Genomic DNA, 25,759 nt, shown 5'->3' on the forward strand with positions numbered 1-25,759 from the left:
TCTTATCACTAGAACTCAAAGAATTTTATCGCATCCAAATCACCTTTTAGTTTTTCATACTCTTCCACCGAAAAAGCTTTTATCGGTAACCGGCAACTGCCGCAATCAATTCCTATCAGTTTCATGATAGCTTTACCCCCACGCACGCCGCCGCCATATTTAATAATCACTTCCACTGTACGTATCGACTTCATTTGCCAGGCACGTGCCGTTTCCACCTCATTTTTCTTCATAGACTCGAAAATGGCATGGTAGACATTAGGTATATAATTGTATGTACTTCCCACGCCTGCCACTGCCCCCATGGACAAACCGGCAATCAAAATCTCGTCAAAGCCATGCAATACTTCAAACTTATGCTGTTCCAAGTCGATGCAAGCCCCCATCTCCATCAAGTTATTATGAGTAAACTTCGTACCTACCAAGTTCGGCATTTTCTTCTTACCCTCTACCAAGAATTTATCTACCGGCAAGTTAACCCCTGTGATTGACGGCATATTATAATAATAGAAAGGCAACTCACCGGCAACCTGACAAATCGGTGCAAAGAAATCGACCAGTTCATCTACTGTCCCCGGCTTGAAAAAAGAAGGAGCAATTGAAGCGATAGCATCAGCTCCCGTTTGTGCTGCATGACGTGCCAGTTCCATGGCATCCCGCTGGCAGTTTGAACCGACATGTGCAATCACCTTGAAACGCTTGGCGGCAGAAGCTACCCATTTTTCAAGAATTGCCTTACGCTCGTCAATCGTCAACGAAGAAAATTCACCGGTCGTACCACACACAAATACCCCTTTCACGGGAGTTGATGCTATCCAGTCAGCATACTTATCAATAACAGATAAATTCACGTCCCCATTTTCATCCATTGGGGTGAAGGTGGCCGCAACCATACCTTCCAGTCTTTCATAATTGTTCATAGTGCATTTAATTAGATTATTATTTTATTTCACTTTCGGAAAGTTCCTTTCAATATTAACGGTGTCCGTATGCCGGGCTGTACCTCTCCACTGACTACAAATACCTGGTTTCCAACAGAAACAGCATTTGTAGTAACGGGAACAGGATAAGGGCAATCGAGCGAATCTACCAGAGAATCTGTGTCCGTACTGACTATCCGGAGTTTACGGCTGAATCCCGGATGTTCGGGAGATGTCGGCAGAATCTCTTCCACTCCTCCCAATAACAGAATTTTGTCTTCCCCATAAGGCACGGCAGTACCCGCCATCACCGGAAAAGAGCTGGTCATTTTAGTCCATTTCCCGGTGCCCGATTCAAATACGTACCCCTCCGTATATTCCGTCATCGCTTCATCCGGTGCATAGCTTCTTCCGCTGAAGAGATAAAACCGCCCTCGTTGAGCCACGCCTACCGCATAAGAAAGAGAAGGACCGTCCCAGCCCGGCATTTCCTGCCATCCCTTCTCTTTATGAAGTAAATCAAACATGTAAAAATGATGAGTCGACCGTTCATTTACCATAGACTCCTGCCCCCCAGCAATATAAATACAATTATCACAAATAGCCCCCGCTGCATTAGCCAACGGAACCGGCAAAGACGGATAACTGACAGAATCTATCACAAATGAATCTCTTTCTTTTTTTATCAGAAATACTTTATCGCTACACTGCGCACGGTCGCATCCTCCGATACACAATAAACCTTCCGGCAAACTTATTGAAACCCCATAAGCAAGCGGCCGGTCAAGGAAATCATCATATACAGTCCATTCCTCTGTATCCAAGTCGTAGCTATATAAAGCAGCCCACCAAGTCTTAGTTCCTCCCTCCCAAGGATACTTGTCAGGAAAGTTGGCTCCACCCAGCACAAGCAACTTACCATCCACTATCCCGGAATATGCACCTGCTAATCCGACGTTCTCCGGCATGCCGGCGCATCCCGGAAGCAGCAATGTATTTTCCCATTGTGCCTCTATCCCCTTTTCTCCTTTTCTAAAACAAGATGTATTCATAGACAATAAAATTAAGGATAAACATGAAATTATCAGATGCCGCTTTTTCATATGCCTTCTACCTTTTCACTTTCTTCTTTCTCCGCCATCAATTCCAGACTCCGGTTTACCTTGAAAATCTTATAGACCTCAAAATGTCTTTCGATGGCATCCCGGTAGCCTTTCTCATCCCCTTTCTTGATAAAGTCCAGCAAATCGGCATGAGTAGCTATCCGACCGCTTTTGCTCATTTCTATATTTATAGGCTTCAAGTAGTCCTTAAATTTCTCTTTCACATAGACAAGTATAGGATGAATGATTTCCTGAAATTCGGATATGATTTTATTTCCGGTAATTTTATACAGTTTCGTATGAAAAGCCGATTCACTGATTAACGCGTATTCATTGTTTTCAAAAACGATACCCATTTTTACGATTTCACTCAGTTCTTCGATGTCCTTAGGAGTTATCTTACGGAAAATATCTGTTGATATTCCTATTTCAAGTGCAATTCTAAAATCCAACAAGTCCAGAATTGTTTCTTCACTTAAGACACGGGGGTCTATCACTCTTTTCATCCCTCCCAAGATGGACGGTTCGGTCAGAACCATTCCCTTGCGGGGACGCGCATGAATCAACCCCATCATTTTCAGACGGCTCAGTGCCTCTCTGACAACACTCCTTGCAACTCCCAGTTCCGCTGCCAGACTATTTTCATTAGGAATAGAGTCTCCACGTCCTAAATCATTCTTTTTGAAGTAGGTAAGCAGACTGTCTTCTACCTGGTCAATTAACGTTGTTTGATTGATTTCTATCTTCATATCATTAGATTTTTGTTATTTGTATTATTTGTCGGACAAATAATACAAATGCAATATTAAGGGATTTTTTTTAGAATACAAGAAGATAATAATAGAAAAATAAGCATATGTGTTGAAAAACATACTTTAGGAAACATACCGGTAAGAATCAGAAAATGAGATATACTTGTGAAAAATAGAAGGAAAGTAAAGGGCATAAAAAAAGGCTATCTATCCCAGACAGCCAATCTTTTTTGTTAACCTTAAATCTAATACTATGAAAAACACATTGCAAAGATACGGACTTTCCGCATATCTCCAAATTTTCGGAGCAAAGCGGCGCATCTTATAACATGGTTTAATAAAAGCAATAGACTCGTTAACATTTAACATAAATATATCGGGTATTAACGAATACCTGATGGAGTGATTCAGAGATTATTCATATCGTAAAGAACGGGCAGGTTTGCTCATTATTATCTTCATGGTCTGGAAAGCTACCGTTACGAATGAGATAAACAGCATCAGCAATACAGGCATAATAAAGAACCACGCTTTCAAATCCGTACGGAAAGCGTAATGGCTCAACCAGACATTCATACTAAACCAAGCTATCGGCAGGGCAATGACAACCGCTATCAGAATCAACTGGAAGAATCCCTTGACCAACTGATAGAAGAGTGTCCAACGGGAAGCTCCGAGAACTTTGCGTATTCCCATTTCTTTGGTACGTGTGGAACATGAAAACATGACCAATACCCAAAGTCCCAGGCAGGAAATGAAAATTGCCAGTCCGGTGAAAGAACCAATCATCACACCGAATACTTCATCCTGGCGATACTGGTGGTCGAAAAACTGGTCGAGGAAGAAGTAATCGAAACTGGAATCCGCAAAATATTGGTTCCAAATCTCATGTACCTGCGATACCAGTTCGCGAGGGTCACCGGAAGTCATCACGATAGAGATATAACGTTGTGGCAGCCAGCCAATCTTATCTTTATGAATCAGCATGATAGGTGTGTAATTCTTACTCAATGCCTGTTGATGATAATCTTTCACCACTCCGATAATCTGCATCGGAGCATCGGTACATTCAACGGTCACCAACTCCCCTATCGCCTCATCATTAGATGTGAAACCCAGATTACGTACAGCTGTTTCGTTAATCACCAGTTTATCTACATCGTCTCCATAATCTTCCGAGAAACTTCTTCCGGCTACAACTTGCAATCCATAGGCATCCACATAATCGGGGTCACAGGCAAGCATCTCATACAGGCGATTCTGCTTCAGGGCATCGTTGGTGCGGCGGTTGGAAAGGAAGGTCGCCACTTCTTCGCCCGGCACAGCACCGGAGAAAGTGACCCGATGTACCAACGGAAGACGTGCTATCGCTTTTTTCATCGCTTCCAGTTTCGTATTCAGCCCTTCGGTATGACCGGGGAACTTGACCACCAATGTCTGATTCGTCTTAACTCCCAAAGACTGGCTGCGCATAAAGTTCAACTGCGCAAAGACAATCAATGTGCCGCAAAGCAATATCATCGAAGCCGTATATTGAATGATAACCAATACCTTCCGTGTCCGTTCGCCGGATTTGCTATGCAGGAATTTTCCTTTCAATAACGTAATCGGTTTCCGGTTTAGCAAAGCCAATGCCGGATAATATCCGGAAAGAAATATTCCGGCGATGAAAACAAGAACCAATAGAATCCACCAATAATCCATCAGCCAAACGGAGAAAGTAACGGTACGGCCTACCAGTTGGTTAAAGTACGGAAGAATCAATTCTATCAATCCTACGGCGAGTACAAAAGCTATCAGGTTCATCACTAATGCCTCAAACAGGAACTGGTGAATCAACTGCTTGCGGAAAGCTCCCACTACCCGCCGCACTCCTACTTCTTTGGCACGCTCCATCGAACGGGCTACGGTGAGGTTTATATAGTTTATCCATGCAATAACCAAAATAGCAATGGCAGCGAAAATCAAGGCAATCATCGAAGAACGGTTTCCCTTTGTCTCCGCTTCATATCCTACCTGCGGGGTGAGATGTATATCCGCCAAAGGCATTAAAGACACTCCCCATATCTTGTTTTTCAACGCTTCATCCGTCTTGTACTTTTCCGCCATTACGGGAAATTCTTTCTCTATTTCCGCTTTCCTTTCGGGAGAGTCGAGCAGGACATAGGTATAAGCCTCGTGCTTGTACCAATATTCCTGTACATACTTGGGCAGAGACTTATACGAAATCAGAAAACTGTAATGTATATGTGAATTTGAAGGCATTTCTTTCATCACTCCGGTCACTTCACATGATATTTTATCGTATGCTCCGGTAAAGATGAATATCTTTCCGATAGGGTCTTCGTCCTTGAAATATTTGCGGGCGATGCGTTCGGTGATTACCACTTGTCCCGGCATGGAGAGACAGGTTTTCTTGTCGCCTTTCAGAAGTTCGAAATCGAAAAGGCGGAAAAAGCCGGGTTCGGCATACGCTATCTGATTCTCCCGCAAGGTCAGTTCACCGTATTTCACTATTTGTTCCGGTTGAAACAGGGAACCGATACGGGTATAATCCTCTATTCCGGCAAGATTCTCTTTCATTGCCGAACCATATCCGAAGGAGCTGCTTGCCCAGTAGTCGGTCAGCACTTCCCCTTCGTGAAACGTACTTTGCACACGGTAGATATGGTCATACTTCGTGTGCATTTTATCAAAGCTGAATTCAAAAGTCACGTAGGTAAGAATCAGCAGTGCCGATGCCATACCAATCGCCAGTCCGAATATATTAATGAAGCTGAATCTTTTCCGTTTCATCAGATTCCGCCAGGCACTATTCCAGTAATTTCCTATCATACGGTTTCGCTTTTAGATGACGTGTTCTTTTCCAGAGGGCGGTTGATATTTTCGGCTACGATTTGTCCGTCCAGCAATTGAATGACGCGGTGTGCGTACATTACATCCCGTTGGGAATGGGTAACGATGATGATGGTAGTTCCCTGACGGTTCAGTTCACTCAACAGCTCCATTACTTCTATGCCGTTCACTGAGTCCAGGTTTCCGGTAGGTTCGTCGGCAAGGAGTAATTTACAGTCCGTCACTACGGCGCGGGCGATAGCTACACGCTGTTGCTGTCCGCCGGACAGTTGCTGGGGATAATGGTTGGCGCGATGCAGCAGGTTCACTTTTTCGAGTACTTTATTTACCCTTTCTTTGCGCTTGTCGGCTTTGACACCTATATAAACAAGGGGCAATTCCACATTCTCATATACGGTCAGTTCGTCAATCAGGTTGAAACTCTGGAAGATAAAACCGAGATTTCCCTTCCGGAGAGCTGTCAGTTGGTTCTCACTCATTTTATCCACCTGCTTCCCTTCAAAGAAATAAGAGCCGGAAGTGGGAGAATCAAGTGTACCCAAAATATTCAGCAGCGTGGACTTGCCGCATCCCGAAGGGCCCATTATGGCTACAAATTCCCCTTGTTCCACTTGTAAAGAGACTTCGTTCAATGCTTTTGTCTGCACTTCTTCTGTGGTGAAAAGCATGGATAATTTTTCTGTTTTAATCATGGTGAATCATTTTTAATCGGCTTGCAAGTACTTATGCACATCAAGCCATTATTTTAGTATTAGTTTCTCATTGTCTCCGAATAACTCATAGCCGGATATAATCACTTTCTCGCCCGGAGACAAACCTTCCGTCACCTCATAATACTGTGGATTCTGACGCCCTATCTTCACAGGACGCCGCGTTGCAAATTTACCACTTTCATCAACAACATACATCCATCTGCCGCCGGTAATTTGGAAGAATCCGCCACGGGGGACAAGAATGGCCTGCGCGGGGTCGCCCAATTGAAGATTGATATGATAGGTTTGTCCGGCACGTATATTCTCCGGTCGTTCCGAGATGAAAGCAAGGTCAGTACGGAACTGCCCTTCTTTCACTTCGGGATAAGGTTTGGTTACTTCCAGTTTATAGGTATTCCCGTCACGCGTAAAGTCTGCCGGAAGTCCGGTCAGCACACGCTCTACGTAGTGCTCGTCTATCTGCGCCTGCACTTTCAAGTCAGGAGTAATAATCTGCCCGATATGCTCACCTGCCGAAATAGACTGCCCGACTTGCGCATTCAAATTACCTACCTGCCCGTCAATCGGAGCTTTAATCTTCAGGTTTTCCAAGCGTTCACGGACTAACACAAGACTTCGTTTCATATTCCGTATATTCTCGTCAAGACTGCCAATCTGACTTTCGCGAAAGATATTATCCTGGCGGATACGTTCGTCAATTACCGTAAGCTGTTCTTTCGCAGCCTCAAACTCTTCTTCTGCCTGGCGGAAATCTTCGCGGGCTATCAGTTGCTCTTCTACCAGACGCTTGTACTGCTCATAACGGCGTTTCTTTAACGTGAGTTCCTTGTTCAGTCCGATGCGTTCCTGCTTGAGTTGCAGACGTTCCTGTTCCATACTGATTCGGGTATTACGCAATTCGTTTTCCTGATAGGCGAGGTCGGCTTCGCTTTGCATGATGCCGATATTCAGCAAAGGATTGCTAAGGCGCAAAATCACATCACCCGCCTTCACCATGGCGCCTTCCTCTTTCAAACGCTCTTCCACACGCCCGCCTTCAATGGCGTCCATGTAGATTATCCGGCTGGGCATCACCTGACCGATAACACGGATATAATCATTAAATTCCGCTTGTTGGGCGGTAGCAATCGTCAGACGTTCTTTCTCCACAGTCATGGAAGAGGCGGTATCTCTGAATATGAAATATAAAACAACGGCAATGACAAAGGCTATGCCACCTATTATATATAGGTGTTTGCGGGTAATGCCGGGTTTGCGTTCAATAGGTGTATCCATAAGGAATCAATCAAAATAGGGTTATTATAAATTAGTTATTCGGGAAACATTTATCCTGTTATTCGGGAAGCATCCACTCTGTTATCCAAGATGTATGAATTCTGCCTTTATAAGAAAGTTCCTTCCCGGTAATATTTCTCCAGTTTTATCATCATCTCTACCTGCAAGCGTACACGAACCAGTTCTGCTTTGACAGAGATAAAACGATTGCGGGCTTCCATTAACTGAAAGACAGAGATAAGCCCTTCTTCCCACTTTCGTTCGGATTCTTTCAAGACCTGAGTTTCCGCACTCAATTGCTGCAATACCTGTTGATGTTCCGTATAGCCGGCACGTAGGGAAAGAAGAGTTTGCTCAATGTCGGTATATAGCTGTTGTTTCTCCAGTTCTTCTTCATTCTTCAAGCGATATAAGTTTAGTTTCAGCTTCCTCTGATTCGTCAGACGTTCAAAACCACTCAACAAAGGGAAAGAGATACCGATGCCGACATATTTTCCTATATTATCCCGCAATTGTCTGGCAGAAAATGCAGTGTTGTAGAAATTGGAACCTACCGTAAAGCGGGCATACACAGAAGGAGAAAAAGCTCCGCCTGCTATTGCGTATTCCTTGCGGGCGGCTTTCTGCTTTAAGCCAATTATACGCATGGCAGGAAGTGTTTCCAACGATTGCCCATACAATGTTTCCGTAGAGGGGAGTGAAAGCAACGGGAGTTTACTCAATTCGACAATCGTATCCTGAATGACAAGCGTATCGCCCGGCTGGAAGTTCATCAACTGTTCCAGATGCAGCAATGACAACCGGCAACTATTGGCACGGGATTGATAACGATATATATCCCCTTCCCTGCGGGCTTTCACCTCTTGCAAATCGGAGACGGATTTCAAACCCAGTTCCACAAATGTCTCGGTTTGTTTCAAGTATCGTTCGCTCAACCTGCTTTGTTCCAAAGCCAGATTCAAGAGTTTTCTTTCCAAAACCAGTTTGTAGTAAGCGTCCGTCACTTGATAAGCGAGTTCATTCTGCCTGTCTTTCAGTTCCCACTCGCTGCGTTCCCGGTTTATTTTCCGAAAACGAACCTGATTGATACGCGAGAAACCTTCAAACAAAGACAAAGTCATATCAAGACCTACTGTTCCCTCTTCAAAAGTCTTTTCCGTATAGCCATTGGTATCCGGGTCTATCGAACGCCCGAAACGCTTTCCCGTTTCCGCGTTAGCTACTATACGGGGAAGGAATGTGCCGATAGCGGCGGCATAATCCGTTCGTGCTTCCTTCATGTCGATAGCACTATTCCGTATAGAGGGATTCTGCTTCCATGCCAGACGGATACATTCGTCCAAACTCATTGCAGGCTGAGCATACGTAATTGCGGGCAATAAAACCAATAAAAAGAATATGTTCCTCATTCTTCAGTATATATGCGATTGTGTTCTATACGAATAAAAAAGCAAACATAATGCCACAATATTTAAATCACTGATTACAAGACAGATGATATACATTGCTTTATCGTTCCCGTCCAATTATTACACACCATAACGTCTAAAAATTGGACGTTATCAATAAAAAGCATTATAAGCTGTGTGCAAACAGCCATTATTCAACGTTCGAGCTATGAATATTCCTTAAACGAAACATAGAATAAAGTCATGTTCCAAGAAATGCATCATAAAACGTCTAATTATTGGACACTCCCTTGCAGGAAAAAGCAAAAACGAATATCTTTACCCGAAAACTTAAAGAATCGTTCAACCCAGACAGATACCCCCAATCTTACATATATGGAAACCGGAACTATTTTAATAGTAGATGATAATAAAAGTGTGTTGGCTTCGCTGGAACTTTTACTCGAAAACGAGTTCAATACAGTCCGTACAGCCACCAATCCTAATCAGATAACAACACTGCTTACTACCACTTCCATTGATATTGTAATCCTTGACATGAATTTCTCGGCAGGCATCAATAACGGCAACGAAGGATTGTACTGGCTGAAACGTATTCACGAAATCCGTCCCACGCTGCCTGTGGTGATGCTGACTGCCTACGGAGATGTAGAACTTGCCGTAAAAGCCTTGAAGAACGGAGCTACCGATTTTCTTCTCAAACCCTGGGATAACCGGACACTGGTTCAGAAAATAAAGGAAGCATACAATCATAAATCCGACGGGAAAAGCTCCCCAAAATCAAAGAGCCAAACTGTCGGCTCCGGCAATCCGAACAAACAGGAAATGCTGATAGGACATTCTCCCGCCATGCTACAATTAATAAAAGTAGTCAATAAAGTAGCCAAGACCGACGCCAATATCCTGATAACCGGAGAAAACGGAACCGGAAAGGAAATGCTGGCGAGGGAGATACACCGCCTGTCTCCACGCAATACCCGCTCCATGTCAAGTATCGACATGGGAGCTATCAGCGAATCCCTTTTCGAGAGTGAACTTTTCGGCCACGAGCGCGGAGCTTTTACGGATGCCTACGAAAGCCGTCCGGGAAAGTTCGAAGCCGCCAGCGGCAGTTCGCTTTTTATGGATGAGATTGGGAATCTTCCCCTTGCACTACAAGCCAAGTTACTGACCGTACTGCAAAACAGGAATATCACCCGAATCGGAAGCAATAAAGTCGTCCCCGTTGATATCCGTCTCATTTCCGCTACCAATAAAAACATTCCGGAGATGGTGAAACAAGGATTATTCCGCGAAGACTTATTCTACCGTATCAACACTATCCATCTGGAAATTCCCCCATTGCGGGAACGGGGAGACGATATACTTCTGTTCATCGAAACCTTTCTCCACCGTTTCGCTTCGAAATACCAACGTCCGGAAATGCGGATGCATGAGCAAACGATAGAGAAACTACGCTCCTACCACTGGCCGGGCAATATCCGGGAATTGCAGCACGCCATCGAGAAAGCCGTTATCTTATGTGAAGGCAACGTGATACGTCCCAAAGACATTCTGGTAAAACAGAGCTGGAAACCGCAAACTACCAGCACTGTCCCCAACTTGGAAGAAGTGGAAAGGCAAGCCATCGAAACAGCTATCCTGCAAAACAACGGAAACCTGACTGCTGCCGCCGAACAACTGGGAATCAGCCGTCAGACACTCTATAACAAACTAAAACGCTTCAAACCCTGAACAGCATGATATTCAGCCGCCACCTCTATTGGATTATACTGCTACACGTCATGCTTATTCTCGCTACATCGGGAACAGGCGCCTGGCTTATCATCTCACAACGCGGATTTGTGATAGGTGCATTATTAATCATCTGTTCCCTGCTCCAAATCTGCGGATTAGTAAACAAGTTAAATTCATTCAATCAAAAGTTACGTATCTTCTTCGACGCGATAGAAGATAAGGACAATATGCTTTACTTCCCCGAACACAACGTCAGCAAGGAACAGGAAAAACTGAACCGCTCTCTCAACCGCATCAATCTCCTGCTCGCCAAAACCCAATCAGAATACTCCAGACAGGAACACTTCTACCGCTCGCTCCTGGAAGAAGTGCCCAGCGGCGTATTGGCATGGGATTCTACGGGAAAGATAATCATGGCAAACAGCGCTGCCCTTTCCCTATTAGACTGCCAGCAATTAACCCGATACCGGCAACTGGAATCCCTTCTGCAAGAAAAAGGCAGAAAGGAGCATCTCAGCCTTTCGCAAAGCCGGATGAAACTACAAGATGAAACAATAACCCTCTTGTCTATCAAGGACATCGGCGACGAACTTAGCGACAAGGAAAGTGAATCGTGGAACAAACTAAGCCACGTGCTCACCCATGAGATAATGAACACCATCGCTCCCATTATCTCCCTGTCACAAACACTGTCCACCTATCCGGACATTAACGAGAAAGCGGTTCGCGGACTCCGTATCATTCAGGCGCAAAGCGAACGCCTGTTACAATTTACCGAATCCTTCCGCCATCTCTCCTACCTGCCGCAACCCGAAAAGAAACTTTTCTCACTTACGGCAACCCTGGAGAATCTCCGTGAACTCCTGTCCGGCGACTTCAAAGAAAGCAATATCACCTTCACACTGACCTGTGAACCCGAAACCATTTACATGAAAGGCGACGAGAACCAACTCTCCCAAGTCCTGCTCAACCTTCTGAAAAACTCCATGCAAGCACTGGAAGGAACAGAAAAAGGAAGAATCAGTATCCACGCACAGCAAGACGAACGCATATCCATCGACATTGCGGACAACGGCCCGGGCATTCCGCCCGAATTGCAGGAAAAGATTTTTATTCCTTTTTTTACCACCAAATCAGAAGGCAGCGGCATCGGATTAAACCTTTGCAAACAAATCATCCGCCTTCACGACGGGCATCTCACCATTCAGGAGAGCAACCCCGGCAAAACTGTTTTTCATATGGATATACCGCTATAAAACAAACCTTTCCGCGCTTTTCGTGTTTATTATTATATAAACGAACGAATCGCACGATATGAGCACCAAAGAACAATACTGGAAATATTCTCTCATTGTTATTATCCTGTTTATGGGAGTTATCATCTTCCGGCAAATCACTCCTTTTTTGGGGGGATTGTTGGGAGCACTCACCATCTATATACTGGTACGTACACAAATGAACCACCTGACAGAAAAGCGAAAAATGAAACGCAGTGTCAGCGCGCTATTGATTACGGCAGAAACCGTACTGGTGTTTCTTGTCCCTCTCGGATTGACAATATGGCTGGTAGTAAACAAACTTCAGGACATCAATCTGGCTCCACAGACATTGGTCGAACCCATTCAGCAAGTAGCGGAGTTTATCAAGGAAAAGACAGGATATGATGTACTGGGCAAAGATACATTATCGTTCATAGTCTCCATTCTCCCCCGCATCGGACAGATAATCATGGAAAGCGTCAGCAGCCTTGCCATCAATCTGTTTGTCATGGTATTTGTACTCTACTTCATGCTGATAGGCGGGAAAAAGATGGAAGCATATGTCAATGCCATTCTTCCGTTCAACGAGACAAATACGCAGGAAGTGATTCACGAAATCAATATGATTGTACGCTCCAACGCTATCGGTATCCCTCTGTTGGCTATCATTCAAGGGGGTGTTGCCATGATAGGCTATCTTATCTTCGGAGCGCCCAATATTTTACTATTAGGCTTCCTCACCTGTTTTGCTACCATCATTCCGATGGTGGGCACAGCATTGGTATGGTTTCCCGTGGCCGCCTACCTTGCTATCAGCGGAGACTGGTTCAATGCCATCGGACTTGCCGCTTACGGAGCCATTGTCGTCTCACAATCCGACAATCTGATTCGTTTTATCCTTCAAAAGAAAATGGCAGACACCCATCCGTTGATTACCATCTTCGGAGTAGTCATCGGTTTGCCGTTGTTCGGATTTATGGGAGTTATCTTCGGGCCGCTATTACTCTCGCTATTCTTTCTTTTTGTCGATATGTTCAAGAAAGAATATCTGGATTTGCGAAATAACCTTCCTTCGAGATAACGGAACTACCAAAAAAATGCGTACTTTTGTGAGCGTAAAAACGACACTATAATTCAATGGAAGCATTTACATTCAATACTGTCGAGCTGAATCTACTGTCAGCCGCAGGTATTCTCTTTATTATTCAGCTTATTTACTATCTCGGATTGTACAACCGGATACACCTGCGCAACAAAGCAGTACGTAAAGAAGAAACGCACTTCACACGGGAATTGCCGCCACTTTCCGTCATCATCTGTGCGCGCAACGAAGCTGACAACCTGCGCAAAGTCCTTCCGGCTATCCTGGAACAGGATTACCCGCAGTTTGAAGTCATTGTCATCAATGACGCTTCCACCGACGAGACAGAAGATGTGCTGGGATATATGGAAGAGAAATATCCTCATCTCTACCACAGCTTTACACCGGACAGCGCCCGCTATATCAGCCATAAGAAACTTGCCCTGACCTTAGGCATCAAGGCCAGCAAACACGACTGGCTTGTATTCACGGAGACAAACTGCCTGCCTGCAAGCAAGCAATGGCTGAAACTGATGGCACGCAACTTCACTTCGCAAACTCAAATCGTACTGGGATACAGCGGATACGACCGCACCAAAGGCTGGCTGCACAAACGTGTCTCATTCGACACCTTATTCCAGTCATTGCGCTACCTGGGCTTCGCCCTGGCCGGAAAACCGTACATGGGCATCGGACGCAATATGGCATACCGCAAAGAATTATTCTTCAAGCAAAAAGGATATTCCAAATATCTGAACTTGCAACGCGGAGAAGACGACCTGTTCGTCAACCAGATGGCAAACAGCACCAATACCCGTGTGGAAACGGACTTCAACGCAACCATGCGGATACAACCCGTTTACCGTTATAAAGACTGGAAAGAAGAAAAAGTCAGTTATGTAGCCACCTCACGCTTTTACCGCGGAGCACAACGCTACTTATTAGGTTTTGAAACCTTATCACGCCTGTTATTCTACGTTGCCTGCATCGCCGGTATCGTATTCGGCATCCTTAATTTCCACTGGTTAGCGGCAGGTATTGCGTTGTTGCTCTGGCTGATTCGCTACACCGTGCAAGCCGTTGTCATCAATCAGACCGCCAAAGAAATAGGCGGCAACAGGAAATATTATTTCTCGCTGCCTGTATTCGATATTCTCCAGCCGATGCAGTCATTGAATTTCAAGCTTTGCCGTTTCTTCCGGGGTAAAGGAGACTTTATGAGAAGATAATTAAGGAAGCATCCCCAAAGACTCAGATTAGAAAGTTATTCATATCTCATAGAGCTCGCCGGATTGATTTTGGTAATCAGGAACGAGGGGCCTATCAGCATCAGAACCGACGATAACAATGTACCGATATTAATCAAAAGAAAAAGCCAGATATTGAAAGAAACCGATACAGTATCGACATAATAACTTTCCGGATCAAGCTTAAATATTCCGAATTGAGATTGGAGAAAATAGAATGACAGACCGATTACGTTTCCCCAAAGCATTCCTTTTCCAATAAGAAAAACAGAAAGCCAAAGAAAAGTCTTGCGAATCGTAAAATTAGTAGCTCCCAAAGCCTTCAGGATGCCGATCATATTCGTACGTTCGATAATGATAATCAACAATCCGGAAATCATGGTAAAACCGGCAACGCCTATCATCAGAAGCAAAATCACCCACACATTCATATCCAATAAACCAAGCCACTCAAATATCTGGGGATTCAACTGTTCGATGTTACGCACATAATACACGCCCCCCAGTTCATCCTGTTGGTTGTCAGTGTCGACCGCTATTTCATACGTCGTATCTTCGAGCTTATCATAATCTTTCACTTGAAGTTCCACCCCGGTCACCTGCTCCGGTTGCCAGCCGTTCAAGCGGTTCACCAAGTTCAGGTCAGTCAATAAAAAGAGATTATCGTATTCGGAAAAGTTCGTCTGATAAATTCCGGCAATAGTCAACCGGCGCGCACGGACATCGTCTTGTATATAATAAGTATATATCTTATCTCCCAGTTTCAACTTCATCTTCGTAGCCAAAGCCTTGGAGATAAGCACTTGATTGCTGGAAACCGAATCACTGAAAACGGGAATCTCGCCTTCCAACAGATACTCTTGCATGAAACGAGGGTCAAATTCCGGACCGACACCTTTCAGTACCATGCCCTGAAAAGCATCATCCGTCTTAATCATGCCCGGTTTGGTAGAAAAACGCTGCACATGGCTTATTTCAGGATAGGCGACAAGAGCTGCCATCATGCTATCCCCTACCATAATCGGATGAGTCTCATAAGAACTCGCCGCATCCAGATTGGCAATCTGGATATGCGAACCGAATCCTATGACTTTATTCCGCACTTCACTTTTAAACCCAATAACCACCGCCACGGCAATAATCATCACAGCCAGCCCGATAGCAATACCCGCCATGGCAATGAGGACCGCAGGACGTGACACCTGCTTTCCGCCATCGCTTTCACGATAGATACGCCGGGCTATGAAAAGTGATAGAGACAAGTTTATTTAGTGATTAGTTATTAATCTACTCTTCCCGGATACGCTTCCAAAGCCTTCTGCAAGACAAAAAGCGCACGGGTTAAATCTTCTTTCTTCAACACGTAAGCGATACGAACCTCATTAATACCGGAACCCGGAGTCGTATAGAAACCGGAAGCCGGAGCCATGAATACCGTCTGTCCTTCGTATTCGAAGTCCGAAAGACACCAGGCACAGAACTTGTCCGAATCATCTACCGGAAGTTTTGCCACTGTATAGAAAGCCCCCATCGGAATCGGAGAATAAACACCCGGAATACGGTTCAAGCCGTCAATCAGGCATTTACGACGTTCCACGTACTCATCATACGTCTCGCGCGAATACTCTTCCGGAGCATCCAGTGAAGCCTCAGCAGCAATCTGTCCAATCAAAGGGGGACTCAAACGAGCCTGGCAGAACTTCATAACAGCGTCACGTATCTCTTTGTTCTTGGTAATCAGCGCACCAATACGGATTCCACATTCCGAATAACGTTTCGAAACGGAGTCAATCAGTACCACATTATTCTCGATACCTTCCAAATGGCAGGCAGAGATATAAGGAGAACCCGTATAGATAAATTCACGATATACTTCGTCGGAGAAGAGGAACAAATCATACTTCTTCACCAGGTCACGAATCTGATTCATCTCGCGACGGGTGTACAGATAACCGGTCGGGTTATTCGGATTACAAATCAGTATCGCTTTGGTGCGTTCATTTATCAGCTCTTCAAACTTCTCCACTTTCGGAAGTGAGAAACCTTCTTCGATAGTCGTGGCGATAGTACGAATCTTCGCTCCGGCAGAGATAGCGAATGCCATATAGTTGGCATAAGCCGGTTCCGGGACAATAATCTCGTCCCCCGGATTCAGGCAGGAAAGGAAAGAAAACAATACCGCTTCCGAACCACCCGATGTAATGATTATATCGTCTGCCGTAAGGTTGATATTGAACTTTGCATAATATCCTACAAGTTTCTCGCGATAGCTACGGTAACCTGCGCTGGGGCTGTACTCCAGCACTTTGCGGTCAATGTTGCGTATCGCGTCAATCGCGGCCTGAGGAGTGGGCAGGTCAGGCTGTCCGATGTTCAGGTGAAATACATGGACTCCGCGTTGCTTGGCAGCGTCTGCCAAAGGAGCCAGTTTTCTGATAGGAGATGCAGGCATCTCGTTTCCGCGAATGGATATGGTTGGCATAATTTTAACTACAAATTACTTAATTACTATTTACTTTTTCTACTTGGAGCTGCAAATGTACGCAATAATTTGAATACAGAGACATAAAAACTTTAAAAACCTTAGCAAGGTTAAAATCGTTATGGTTTTATGAAAAGAAAGCTATACATTTGTCATACGGAAAACTTAAAACAATATCATAATGACCATACACCTTATCTCATTCGCGTCACTACTTCATAAACAAACTACGCTGCGCGCTTCGCATGAAGCGATTTTAAGCGAACTCGAAAAATATTATACTGTCAAGCTCGTCGATTATCAGGATATGGACAAGCTGACGAGTGATGATTTCAAGATTATTTTTATCGCTACCGGCGGAGTAGAAAGACTGGTCATCCAACATTTCGAACGCCTTCCCCGCCCCGCCATTTTACTGGCGGATGGCATGCAGAATTCACTTGCAGCCGCCCTGGAGATATCTACATGGCTTCGCGGAAGGGGAATGAAAAGCGAAATCCTTCACGGTGAATTGCCGTCCATTATACAACGTGTGCATATACTTTATAATAATTTCCAGGCACAACGTTCCTTATTCGGCAAACGTATCGGAGTCATCGGAACTCCTTCTTCCTGGCTGGTTGCCAGTAATGTTGACTATCTGCTGGCAAAACGCCGTTGGGGCATCGAATACATAGACATTCCGCTGGAACGGATTTATGAACATTTTCAACAAATCACGGATGAACAGGTAGGTGCTTCCTGCGCGGCAGTCGCCTCGCAAGCTCTTGCCTGCCGCGAGGGAACTCCCGAAGATATCATCAAAGCGATGCGACTATACCGGGCTATCAAGAAAGTATGCGAAGAAGAGAAACTGGAAGCATTGACATTGAGTTGCTTCAAACTGATTGAGCAAATCGACACTACCGGCTGTCTGGCATTGTCCTTACTGAACGACGACGGAATAATGGCGGGCTGCGAAGGTGACCTTCAATCCATATTCACCCTGCTCGCCGTGAAGTCACTGACCGGAAAAGACGGATTCATGGCAAACCCTTCCATGATTAATGCACGTACCAACGAACTTATATTAGCCCACTGTACCATCGGGCTCAAACAAACGGAAAGGTATATTATCCGCAACCATTTCGAAACGGAAAAAGGAATTGCCATCCAGGGACTGCTTCCGACGGGAGACGTGACTATCATAAAGTGCGGCGGCGAATGTCTGGACGAATATTACTTGTCTGCGGGAACACTATCCGAAAATACGAATTATATCAATATGTGCCGTACACAAGTACGCATCCGCATGAATACTTCGGCTGAATACTTCCTGAAGAATCCATTAGGCAATCATCATATTCTGGTTCATGGAAACTATGAAGATGCATTGAACGAGTTCTTCCTGGCAAATGCCTGCAAACGAACCGAATAAACCTGTGCCACATTTTTGTATTATTTTTAAGTATTATAGGGGGAAATACAAAAATGTGGCAGAGCTAATAATCAAACAGTTAAGCCTAAAAACATCCTATTTTTAAGATAAGTTCACAAAAAACAATAGGATGTTTTTGCTTTTTTCTGAAGAAAAACTGCATTTCCCTCACATCACACTAATTATCAGCGAATTATATCTAATAACACCTGTTATCTTCATATCTAACTGGCAAGTATCAAATTACACTTGTGCAACTGCCTGAACAGACAAGTGCAACAGCCTGGTTACTCTTGTGTATCATCCCGGTTACACAAGTGCAACCGGATAATTCAATTAGATGAATTGATTAATAGGACGGCAGAAAATATTAATAGAATAGGAAGAAGTCACTAAATCTTCCTATTCTTTTTCCAAATCAACCACTATATATCTTTAAATGTAGATATTCTTGCCCGTGAAATGGGAATTGCCCGCACCAAACTCTTCAACAAGCTGAAAGAACATCCGGAGTTCAACATATCGGAATCTAATACTAGGTAATACTTAAAAAATAACATGTGACTTACAGATAGTTGTCATTAAAAAAGTGCTCATTTCTGAATCTATTCCAAATGAATATCCGACTTTTGATTCGAAGTCTATATAAAGACTCACTAATATCAACCAATTCGTAAACTAAATTCCTTATGAGTTTAAAGTATAAGAAAAAGAAAATCGCATTGAAGTTCGACAAGAATCACCCGTTGGAAAAATACATTGCCGCTAATGAAACGGAGCGTAAAGATAAAACCAGAGGTGACTATTCGGAAGATAGAACACCCGGTCCTGGAATCTAATCTTTTACGACCTTTTTAGAAATGGGGGTGAAACCGATTGCCGATTTCACCCCCATTTTTCTTTACTTTTTGTTCCGGATACGCAAAATCACCGTTGGCCAATGGTGAATTCACGGTTGGCCAACGGTGATTTTGTCATTGGCCAACCGTGAAAAAGTGCATGACATAGAAAAATTGGAATATTTATTGACTGAAATACCAAATAATCATCCGTCACTATACAAAAAGTAGATATATCCGTCATGTATCCAAAAGGTATATAGTTTGGACGTAAATATCACCTGATTAAATTAAAATTCACTATTTTTGTTTCCAGAAACTCATAAAATAAACTCTGAATGAAAAAGCAACTGTTATTATTTCTTCTGATCACGTGCTGTACAGCTCATGCACAAAAATCCTTCAGCGATTCAATAGCACTAATCAAGAGGAATTATATACATGCAATTCTTGGTGAAGACGAAGGGAAGAGAGTTCTTCTCAAACAACTTGCAACCATTCCCCGGGAGCAAGAAGTCTCCGATCAGAACGTGATTGAATTACAACAACTGTATCCTATCTCCTCTAAAGAAATCAAGCGTTTAATCAGTACTATCGGCACAGACGGCTCATGGAAAGACATCAACTATTCGGATACCAAACGTTCCGGTTGGGAACCGAAGATACATACGGAACGGCTTCTGAAACTCACTAAATATTACCATCAGAATAAACGGAAACTCCAACAGTCTGAAATATCCCGACTGGCAAATGCCATCCATCAAGCTATGGACTTCTGGTTCAGTCAGGAACTGGTATGCAAAAACTGGTGGTATAATCAAATTGGTATTCCACGTACGCTTGGTCCTACATTTCTATTGTTCGAACAAGAGATGAGTGAACAGGAAAAACAGAGCGCAATCAAAGTAATGATGAATTCCGCTTTCGGAATGACCGGACAAAACAAAGTTTGGCTGGCAGGTAATGTTCTCATCAGAGCGTTATTGCAAAACGACTGGAAACTGGCGAAAGAAGCACGGGACGTTATTTCCTCTGAAATAATCCTCGGACAAAAAGAAGGAATCAAAGCGGACTGGAGCTTCCACCAACATGGACCGCAACAGCAGTTCGGAAATTACGGACTGTCTTTTCTTTGCAATATGAGTTTTTACTCGAAACTATTTGCCAGAACTTCTCTTGCCTTTTCTAAAGAACAGCAGAAAATTCTCTCTTCTCTCCTACTCGAAGGTTATCAATGGATTGTCTGGAGAGGATATTGGGACGTAAACGGACTGAACCGACAACTATTCCGAAATGCGGATATCGACAAAGGATTCAACCTGCGTTTTGCAGCCTATTCCTTAATGAAAAGCAGCGAACCGGAAGTGGCTGGTAAAATACAAGAAATGATTGACCGGAATTCCATCTCTTCAAAAGCTCCCAACCCGTTCATCGGAAACAAACATTTCTGCGAATCGGATTATACAATTCACCGTACTCCTCGATGGATGGCTTCCGTACGCATGGCTTCCGAACGAGTGATTGGCACAGAACTGGTGAACGAAGATAATCTGAAAGGATATTACATGGCAGATGGCGCACTATATACTTACGTACGCGGAGATGAATACCATAATATTTTTCCTTTCTGGGATTGGAGAAGGATTCCGGGAATCACCACTTATGAAAGCAATGCTCCTATTCCTAATCCCAACAAAACAGATTCACGGAATCACAGTTCTTGCGTTGGCGGAGTTACTTATCAGCAAACAGGTATCACCGCCATGCAACTGAAACGCAATAAATTGGAAGCTAATAAGGCATGGGTATTCACGGATGACTATGTACTATGTATGGGCAGCAACATTCATGCAGACAGCACAGCTACTATCATGACATCTATCGACCAACGATTCAGTAAAGGCAAGGTATGGTCTGATGGTAACAAACGTTTCTTCCATAATAATACAGGATATATTATATTACAAGCAGACACTTGCATCACTCTGACCGAGAATAAAGAAGGGCAATGGAAAGACTTCATGGGAATGTACAGACCCGAAGTCCTGAAAAACAAATTATTCTCTATTTATTTGAAACATCGCAAAGATATGCCTGCGTCTTATATATATCTGACACTTCCAGCCACCACACAACAAAAAGTTCGCAATTTCGACAGTAACTCTATCCGTATTATCCGTAATGACAAAGAAGCGCAAGCGGTTGTTATCAAAGATTTATGTTACGTAAGCGTATATCATCCTACCCAAATATTAATAGAAGGTCAGAATCCGATAGCTATATCAGAACCGGGAACTTATATTATTCATACAAAAAAGGGGAATTTCGTTGCTCATAGACCATTCACAACAGGAAATAGCATCTGATTTATTTTAAAAACTAAAATGGCAGAAGTTTCTTTGTATCAGATACAATAATATTCGATAATAGCATAAAACGAGATTAACAGATACAATAGTATGTCTTAACTTTACAATTTCGAGTTAGTTGAAAAATAGTAGAACTACCAAATCTACCCTTACATACTAAACTTCTTGCATTTATTCCTATATTACCACTTCATTTCAAAAAAAACATCTATCTTTGTCGCACGTTTTCCATTCATCGGCGCGATGGAACTAATGGAAGGCGGTATTTTATTTCTTTATGGAGTAAATACGTATTATCTCTCTTGAACAAAACCTAGCAAGTTTTTAAACTACAGAGAGATGATACGACAGACACTCCACCTGAACGGCTGTATATCAACATATCCGTAAAAGATGTGTTATATATAAACGATTGGCGTGGATGTCTGTTGTTATCATCATCTTGTAGTGAGGTTGCTAGGCCCTGTTCAGAGATGGTGGTATTCAACAGCATCCATGCCTTTTTTGTATCCGGCCGGTTATCAAAATCCCCATAATAACCTTAAATCATACGCCCGCCGTCCGACATACAAAAGGCTGGATGCACGTTGTACCACATAAACAAAATATATATCACTCACTATTGTGGAACACCTTAAAAAGAAGCATCATGTCGAAATGGATAAACATAAACGAAGCAGCGGCAAAGTATGGATATAATAAAGCAATCATCCAGCTTTGGGCGGAAATGAAAAGATTTCCCATATCATATGAAGAAGATACTCCTGCCATCGACGAAAAAAGTTTCCTAGAATTCATAGATAAGTGTAAAAAAGGAATTACAGCAGAGTACATCGATACACTGGAAGAACTGTGTATGGCAAAGACGAGAATCTGTGATATTTATGTCGAAATCATTGGAGAACAAGACAAAGAACTGATGCTGCAAAGAGATAAAATCGCCCAAATAAGTGAAATACAGGCTACAATGAAAAGACAAAACGTCCGGTTGCGGGATTGCAAAAAAATAGTTGCACAGTACGAAGAGTCTTTCCATGTCAGTTGGATAGAAAGATTATGGAGACGTTTGAAACGATTGATAAAATCGTAATTCCAAAGCAGCTATACCTAGAATTAGTCTTAAGCCATGAAAAAGGACTATAACTGTGCTAGCCTATTCACCCGGCCTTACTGACCTTTCGGAATAAGTCCCTGTTAAGCATCTGCCATATAGCCGTTATACATCTGTTATCCAGTAACTATTGTTCAGTCAAGGTGCCGGTATCGTTTATTTGCCACGGCCGTGGTGAGTATTCGTCACAAGCGTGGTAGCATCTTACCACAGCCATGAAGAGAAGTCACCACGGCTGTGGTGAGCTAACAATAGCGGTGCCCTAACATAACTATATCGGCATCCTAACATAACTATACCGACATCCCAATATAACTATGCCTGCTCCTCTTCCTATAAAGTCTTAGTTAACCAACCGGCAAACAAGTAACCTGACAAGAAGAGAAGGCTGACAATAAAATGTAATCAATTAAGGACTAATTATATATGGAATTTACGGGAAGAGACAAAGAGCCGTATCTTCCCACTTTCCGCCATGCCACTCCACCACCGACGTGAAACCTGCTTTCTTCAAAGCTGCCAAGCCTTCGGGACGGGCATTATTTATTCTTTCGGGATAGTGGGCGTCACTGTTCACTTGCACACGGATACCCAAGTCCTTCAAGAAAGTAAAATAACGTTCATTGGGATAGAAAGTGCCTAATTCGTGATAAGCCTTGGTGTTGATTTCGACAATATATCCATGACGGGCTATCTCTAAGAAATAACCGTGGACTAAAGTGTCATACCACGGTTCGTCCAGTAATCCGGGACGGTAGCAGGAAGCATTGTAATGCATCTTGTCCGCATGACCGACAATATCAAATCCACCCAGTTCGACCATGCGAAGCAGGTTCTCATAATAAAGGCAGACAACGGAATACAGGTCACCGTCGAAATGCTTGTCTATTAACTGGCGGAAAGTATCTGCCGGAGTATCAATATCCACAATATTCCCTTCTGGGGAATATAGCATATGCACGGAGCCTATCCGGTAATCGAGCGGCAGTTCCCGAAAACGGGATGAAGCGGGGTTGCTGTCTTCGTTCAGGTAATCTATTTCAAGGCCGATGGCAAGCTCTATCTTATCCGCGTATTTCTTTTTGAGACGGGAGAATTCGGAAAGATAATCTTCCATTCTGTCCCATTCCATTGTCCATGCAGTAGGAAACGGCAGCGGGGCATGGGAAGAGATGCCATAGGAAGTAAAACCTTCGCTGATAGCAAAGCGGATAAAATCTTCCATGTTGGCTCGTCCGTCGCAGTAGAGACAGTGGCTATGATAGTTAGTCAGGTTTGTCATACAAGGTTATGTTATCGGGGTTACAGCGGCACAAGTCAGCCTTCTATTTCGCTGAGTTCCAGCCAACGCATTGTTTTCTCGTCAATCAAGTCGTTCACTTCGGGCAGGCGTTTCGATTTCTCGGTCAGTTCGTCAACGGAGAGCGTACCGCTGCAAAGGAGTTCTTCAATCCGGGCTTTTTCCGCTTCCAGGTCGGCTATTTCCTTTTCCAGTTGTTCGAATTCGCGCTTTTCCTTGAAGCTCATCTTCCGCTTGTCGTTCAGGCGGACACGAGCAGTCTTTTCTTCCTGCGGCTTTTCGGCTTCTTTCTCCTTTTGGGCTTTCGCGTCTTTCCAGTCGCGGTAGTCGCTGTAATTTCCGGGGAAGTCGCGGATGTCTCCCTGTCCGTTGAATACCATCAAGTGGTCTACTACCTTGTCCATAAAGTAACGGTCGTGGGACACGACGATGACGCATCCTTTGAAGTTCTGGAGATATTCTTCGAGCACATTCAATGTGATAATATCAAGGTCGTTGGTAGGCTCGTCCAGTACGAGGAAGTTAGGATTACGCATCAGGATGGTGCACAGGTAAAGACGGCGGCGCTCGCCCCCACTCAGTTTGTAGACATAGCTATGCTGGGTTTCGGGGGTGAAAAGGAAATGTTGCAGGAATTGTGAGGCGGTCAGTTTCTTTCCGTTGCCCAGTTCGATGACTTCGGCAATGTCCTGAATGACGTCAATCACTTTCATCTGTTCGTCAAACTGGAGCCCGTCTTGCGAGTAGTAGCCGAAACGGACTGTTTCACCGATGTCCACTGTGCCGCTATCGGGTTGTACTTGTCCCATTAGTATCTTGATGAAAGTCGATTTTCCGGTTCCGTTGTTTCCTACGATTCCCATCTTCTCATAGCGGGAGAAGATATAAGAGAAGTCTTCCAGGATTTTCAGGTCGCCGAAACTCTTGTACAGATGGTCGGCTTCGAATATCTTGCTGCCGATATAGGATGCCTTCACTTCCAGTTTTACGTTATCGTTATTGAAACGCTGTTTTGCCACCTTTTCCAGTTCATAAAAAGCGTCTTCACGGTAACGGGCTTTGTGTCCGCGTGCTTGCGGCATCCGGCGCATCCAGTCGAGTTCCGTACGGTAGAGGTTGTTGGCACGTTCTATTTCTACGCTTTTAGCTTCGATACGTTCCTGGCGTTTCTCGAGGTAATAGCTGTAATTACCTTTATATTGGTAGACTTGCTGATTGTCTATTTCGATGATTTCGGAGCAGACACGGTCGAGGAAGTAACGGTCATGGGTTACCATCAGCAGGCTGAGGTTGGTACGGCGCAGATAGTCTTCGAGCCATTCGGTCATGTCAAGGTCGAGGTGGTTGGTGGGCTCGTCGAGAATCAGGAGTTCCGGTTCGGTAATCAGGGCGTTGGCGAGGGCGACACGTTTCAGTTGTCCGCCGGAGAGTTGTTTCACCTTCTGGTCGAAGTTACGGATTTTGAGTTGCGAAAGGATTTGCTTGGCTTTCTGCTCGTATTCCCAGGCTTTCTCCTGGTCCATACGCGCCAAGAGGTCTTCCAGTCCCGGATGCCCTTCGGTTTCCATGCAACGTTCGTACTCTTTTATAAGTTCTACGGTGCTGTTGCCATGATGGAAACAGGCTTCGAGCACGGTCAGTTCTTCGGGGTATTGCGGGTCTTGTTCCAGGTAATCTACACGAAGGTCGCGGCGGAAGACAATGTTGCCGCTATCATAGCCTTCTTTTCCGGCGATGATATTCAACAAGGTGGTTTTGCCGCTGCCGTTCTTCGCTATCAGCCCTACACGCTGACCTTCGGCAATGCCCAAAGATATATTTTCAAAAAGAACCAAGTCGCCGAAGGACTTGGTCAGGTTATCTATCTGTAAATAAGGTACAGCCACGTA

19 protein-coding genes are annotated in these 25,759 nt (G+C 44.1%); 8 read left to right on the forward strand and 11 right to left on the reverse strand.

The window, feature by feature from the left end:
• Positions 1-8 precede the first annotated feature (8 nt).
• The 7 genes from BacF7301_RS22365 to BacF7301_RS22395 all read right to left on the reverse strand — a co-directional run bounded on the left by BacF7301_RS22365 (position 9) and on the right by BacF7301_RS22395 (position 9,028).
• A complete protein-coding gene (locus BacF7301_RS22365) occupies positions 9-920 on the reverse strand; it encodes a dihydrodipicolinate synthase family protein (RefSeq protein ID WP_167966283.1) in 912 nt (303 codons plus the stop codon).
• 29 nt (positions 921-949) lie between these two features.
• A complete protein-coding gene (locus tag BacF7301_RS22370; protein WP_501986045.1) occupies positions 950-2,023 on the reverse strand; it encodes a hypothetical protein in 1,074 nt (357 codons plus the stop codon).
• Entirely contained in the window at positions 2,020-2,772 is a 753-nt protein-coding gene (locus tag BacF7301_RS22375) for a FadR/GntR family transcriptional regulator (protein ID WP_167966287.1), read from the reverse strand. Before BacF7301_RS22375 ends, BacF7301_RS22370 begins: the two co-directional genes overlap by 4 nt.
• A gap of 417 nt (positions 2,773-3,189) precedes the next feature.
• The gene (locus BacF7301_RS22380; RefSeq protein ID WP_167966288.1) at positions 3,190-5,610 is read right to left on the reverse strand and encodes an ABC transporter permease; all 2,421 of its coding nucleotides are present in this window, start codon (positions 5,608-5,610) and stop codon (positions 3,190-3,192) included.
• Complete coding sequence (locus BacF7301_RS22385) at positions 5,607-6,323, reverse strand: ABC transporter ATP-binding protein (RefSeq protein WP_167966290.1); 717 nt, start codon at positions 6,321-6,323, stop codon at positions 5,607-5,609. The genes BacF7301_RS22380 and BacF7301_RS22385 overlap by 4 nt, the downstream gene beginning before the upstream one ends.
• Before the next feature lie 48 nt (positions 6,324-6,371).
• The gene (locus tag BacF7301_RS22390) at positions 6,372-7,619 is read right to left on the reverse strand and encodes an efflux RND transporter periplasmic adaptor subunit (protein WP_167966292.1); all 1,248 of its coding nucleotides are present in this window, start codon (positions 7,617-7,619) and stop codon (positions 6,372-6,374) included.
• 107 nt (positions 7,620-7,726) lie between these two features.
• Complete coding sequence (locus BacF7301_RS22395) at positions 7,727-9,028, reverse strand: TolC family protein (RefSeq protein WP_167966294.1); 1,302 nt, start codon at positions 9,026-9,028, stop codon at positions 7,727-7,729.
• Between the two features lie 375 nt (positions 9,029-9,403).
• On the opposite strand from BacF7301_RS22395, the gene BacF7301_RS22400 reads away from it, so the two are divergent.
• Genes BacF7301_RS22400 through BacF7301_RS22415 form a run of 4 tightly spaced genes read left to right on the forward strand, consistent with a single transcriptional unit; the run spans position 9,404 to position 14,334 of the window.
• Positions 9,404-10,762, forward strand: coding sequence for a sigma-54-dependent transcriptional regulator (locus tag BacF7301_RS22400; protein WP_167966296.1), 1,359 nt, complete (start codon positions 9,404-9,406; stop codon positions 10,760-10,762).
• Positions 10,763-10,767: 5 nt separating this feature from the next.
• Complete coding sequence (locus BacF7301_RS22405) at positions 10,768-12,021, forward strand: sensor histidine kinase (RefSeq protein ID WP_167966298.1); 1,254 nt, start codon at positions 10,768-10,770, stop codon at positions 12,019-12,021.
• A gap of 58 nt (positions 12,022-12,079) precedes the next feature.
• On the forward strand, positions 12,080-13,105 hold the full coding sequence (locus tag BacF7301_RS22410) for an AI-2E family transporter (protein ID WP_167966300.1): 1,026 nt from the start codon (positions 12,080-12,082) through the stop codon (positions 13,103-13,105).
• A 56-nt stretch (positions 13,106-13,161) separates the two neighbouring features.
• Positions 13,162-14,334, forward strand: coding sequence for a glycosyltransferase (locus BacF7301_RS22415; protein ID WP_167966301.1), 1,173 nt, complete (start codon positions 13,162-13,164; stop codon positions 14,332-14,334).
• 35 nt (positions 14,335-14,369) lie between these two features.
• Here BacF7301_RS22415 and BacF7301_RS22420 read toward each other — a convergent pair whose 3' ends face one another.
• Together BacF7301_RS22420 and BacF7301_RS22425 are read right to left on the reverse strand one after the other, a co-directional pair.
• On the reverse strand, positions 14,370-15,614 hold the full coding sequence (locus tag BacF7301_RS22420) for an ABC transporter permease (protein ID WP_167966303.1): 1,245 nt from the start codon (positions 15,612-15,614) through the stop codon (positions 14,370-14,372).
• Positions 15,615-15,634: 20 nt separating this feature from the next.
• Entirely contained in the window at positions 15,635-16,834 is a 1,200-nt protein-coding gene (locus BacF7301_RS22425; protein WP_024987316.1) for a pyridoxal phosphate-dependent aminotransferase, read from the reverse strand.
• Between the two features lie 181 nt (positions 16,835-17,015).
• Here BacF7301_RS22425 and BacF7301_RS22430 point away from each other — a divergent pair, with 181 nt between their 5' ends.
• The 4 genes from BacF7301_RS22430 to BacF7301_RS22445 all read left to right on the forward strand — a co-directional run bounded on the left by BacF7301_RS22430 (position 17,016) and on the right by BacF7301_RS22445 (position 22,549).
• A complete protein-coding gene (locus tag BacF7301_RS22430) occupies positions 17,016-18,251 on the forward strand; it encodes a fucose isomerase (protein WP_167966305.1) in 1,236 nt (411 codons plus the stop codon).
• 689 nt (positions 18,252-18,940) lie between these two features.
• On the forward strand, positions 18,941-19,090 hold the full coding sequence (locus BacF7301_RS22435) for a hypothetical protein (RefSeq protein WP_167966307.1): 150 nt from the start codon (positions 18,941-18,943) through the stop codon (positions 19,088-19,090).
• 338 nt (positions 19,091-19,428) lie between these two features.
• Positions 19,429-21,456 (forward strand): polysaccharide lyase family 8 super-sandwich domain-containing protein, encoded by a 2,028-nt coding sequence (locus BacF7301_RS22440; protein WP_167966309.1) that lies wholly within the window; start codon positions 19,429-19,431, stop codon positions 21,454-21,456.
• Positions 21,457-22,108: 652 nt separating this feature from the next.
• Positions 22,109-22,549, forward strand: coding sequence for a hypothetical protein (locus tag BacF7301_RS22445; RefSeq protein ID WP_167966311.1), 441 nt, complete (start codon positions 22,109-22,111; stop codon positions 22,547-22,549).
• Positions 22,550-23,003: 454 nt separating this feature from the next.
• On the opposite strand, the gene BacF7301_RS22450 is transcribed toward BacF7301_RS22445, so the two are convergent.
• Together BacF7301_RS22450 and BacF7301_RS22455 are read right to left on the reverse strand one after the other, a co-directional pair.
• Complete coding sequence (locus BacF7301_RS22450; RefSeq protein WP_167966313.1) at positions 23,004-23,852, reverse strand: histidinol-phosphatase; 849 nt, start codon at positions 23,850-23,852, stop codon at positions 23,004-23,006.
• A 35-nt stretch (positions 23,853-23,887) separates the two neighbouring features.
• Positions 23,888-25,756: an ABC-F family ATP-binding cassette domain-containing protein gene (locus tag BacF7301_RS22455; protein WP_167966315.1), complete on the reverse strand. Its 1,869-nt coding sequence runs from the start codon at positions 25,754-25,756 to the stop codon at positions 23,888-23,890.
• Positions 25,757-25,759 lie beyond the last annotated feature (3 nt).

The sequence above is a fragment of the Bacteroides faecium genome (assembly GCF_012113595.1).
Taxonomy (GTDB): domain Bacteria; phylum Bacteroidota; class Bacteroidia; order Bacteroidales; family Bacteroidaceae; genus Bacteroides; species Bacteroides faecium.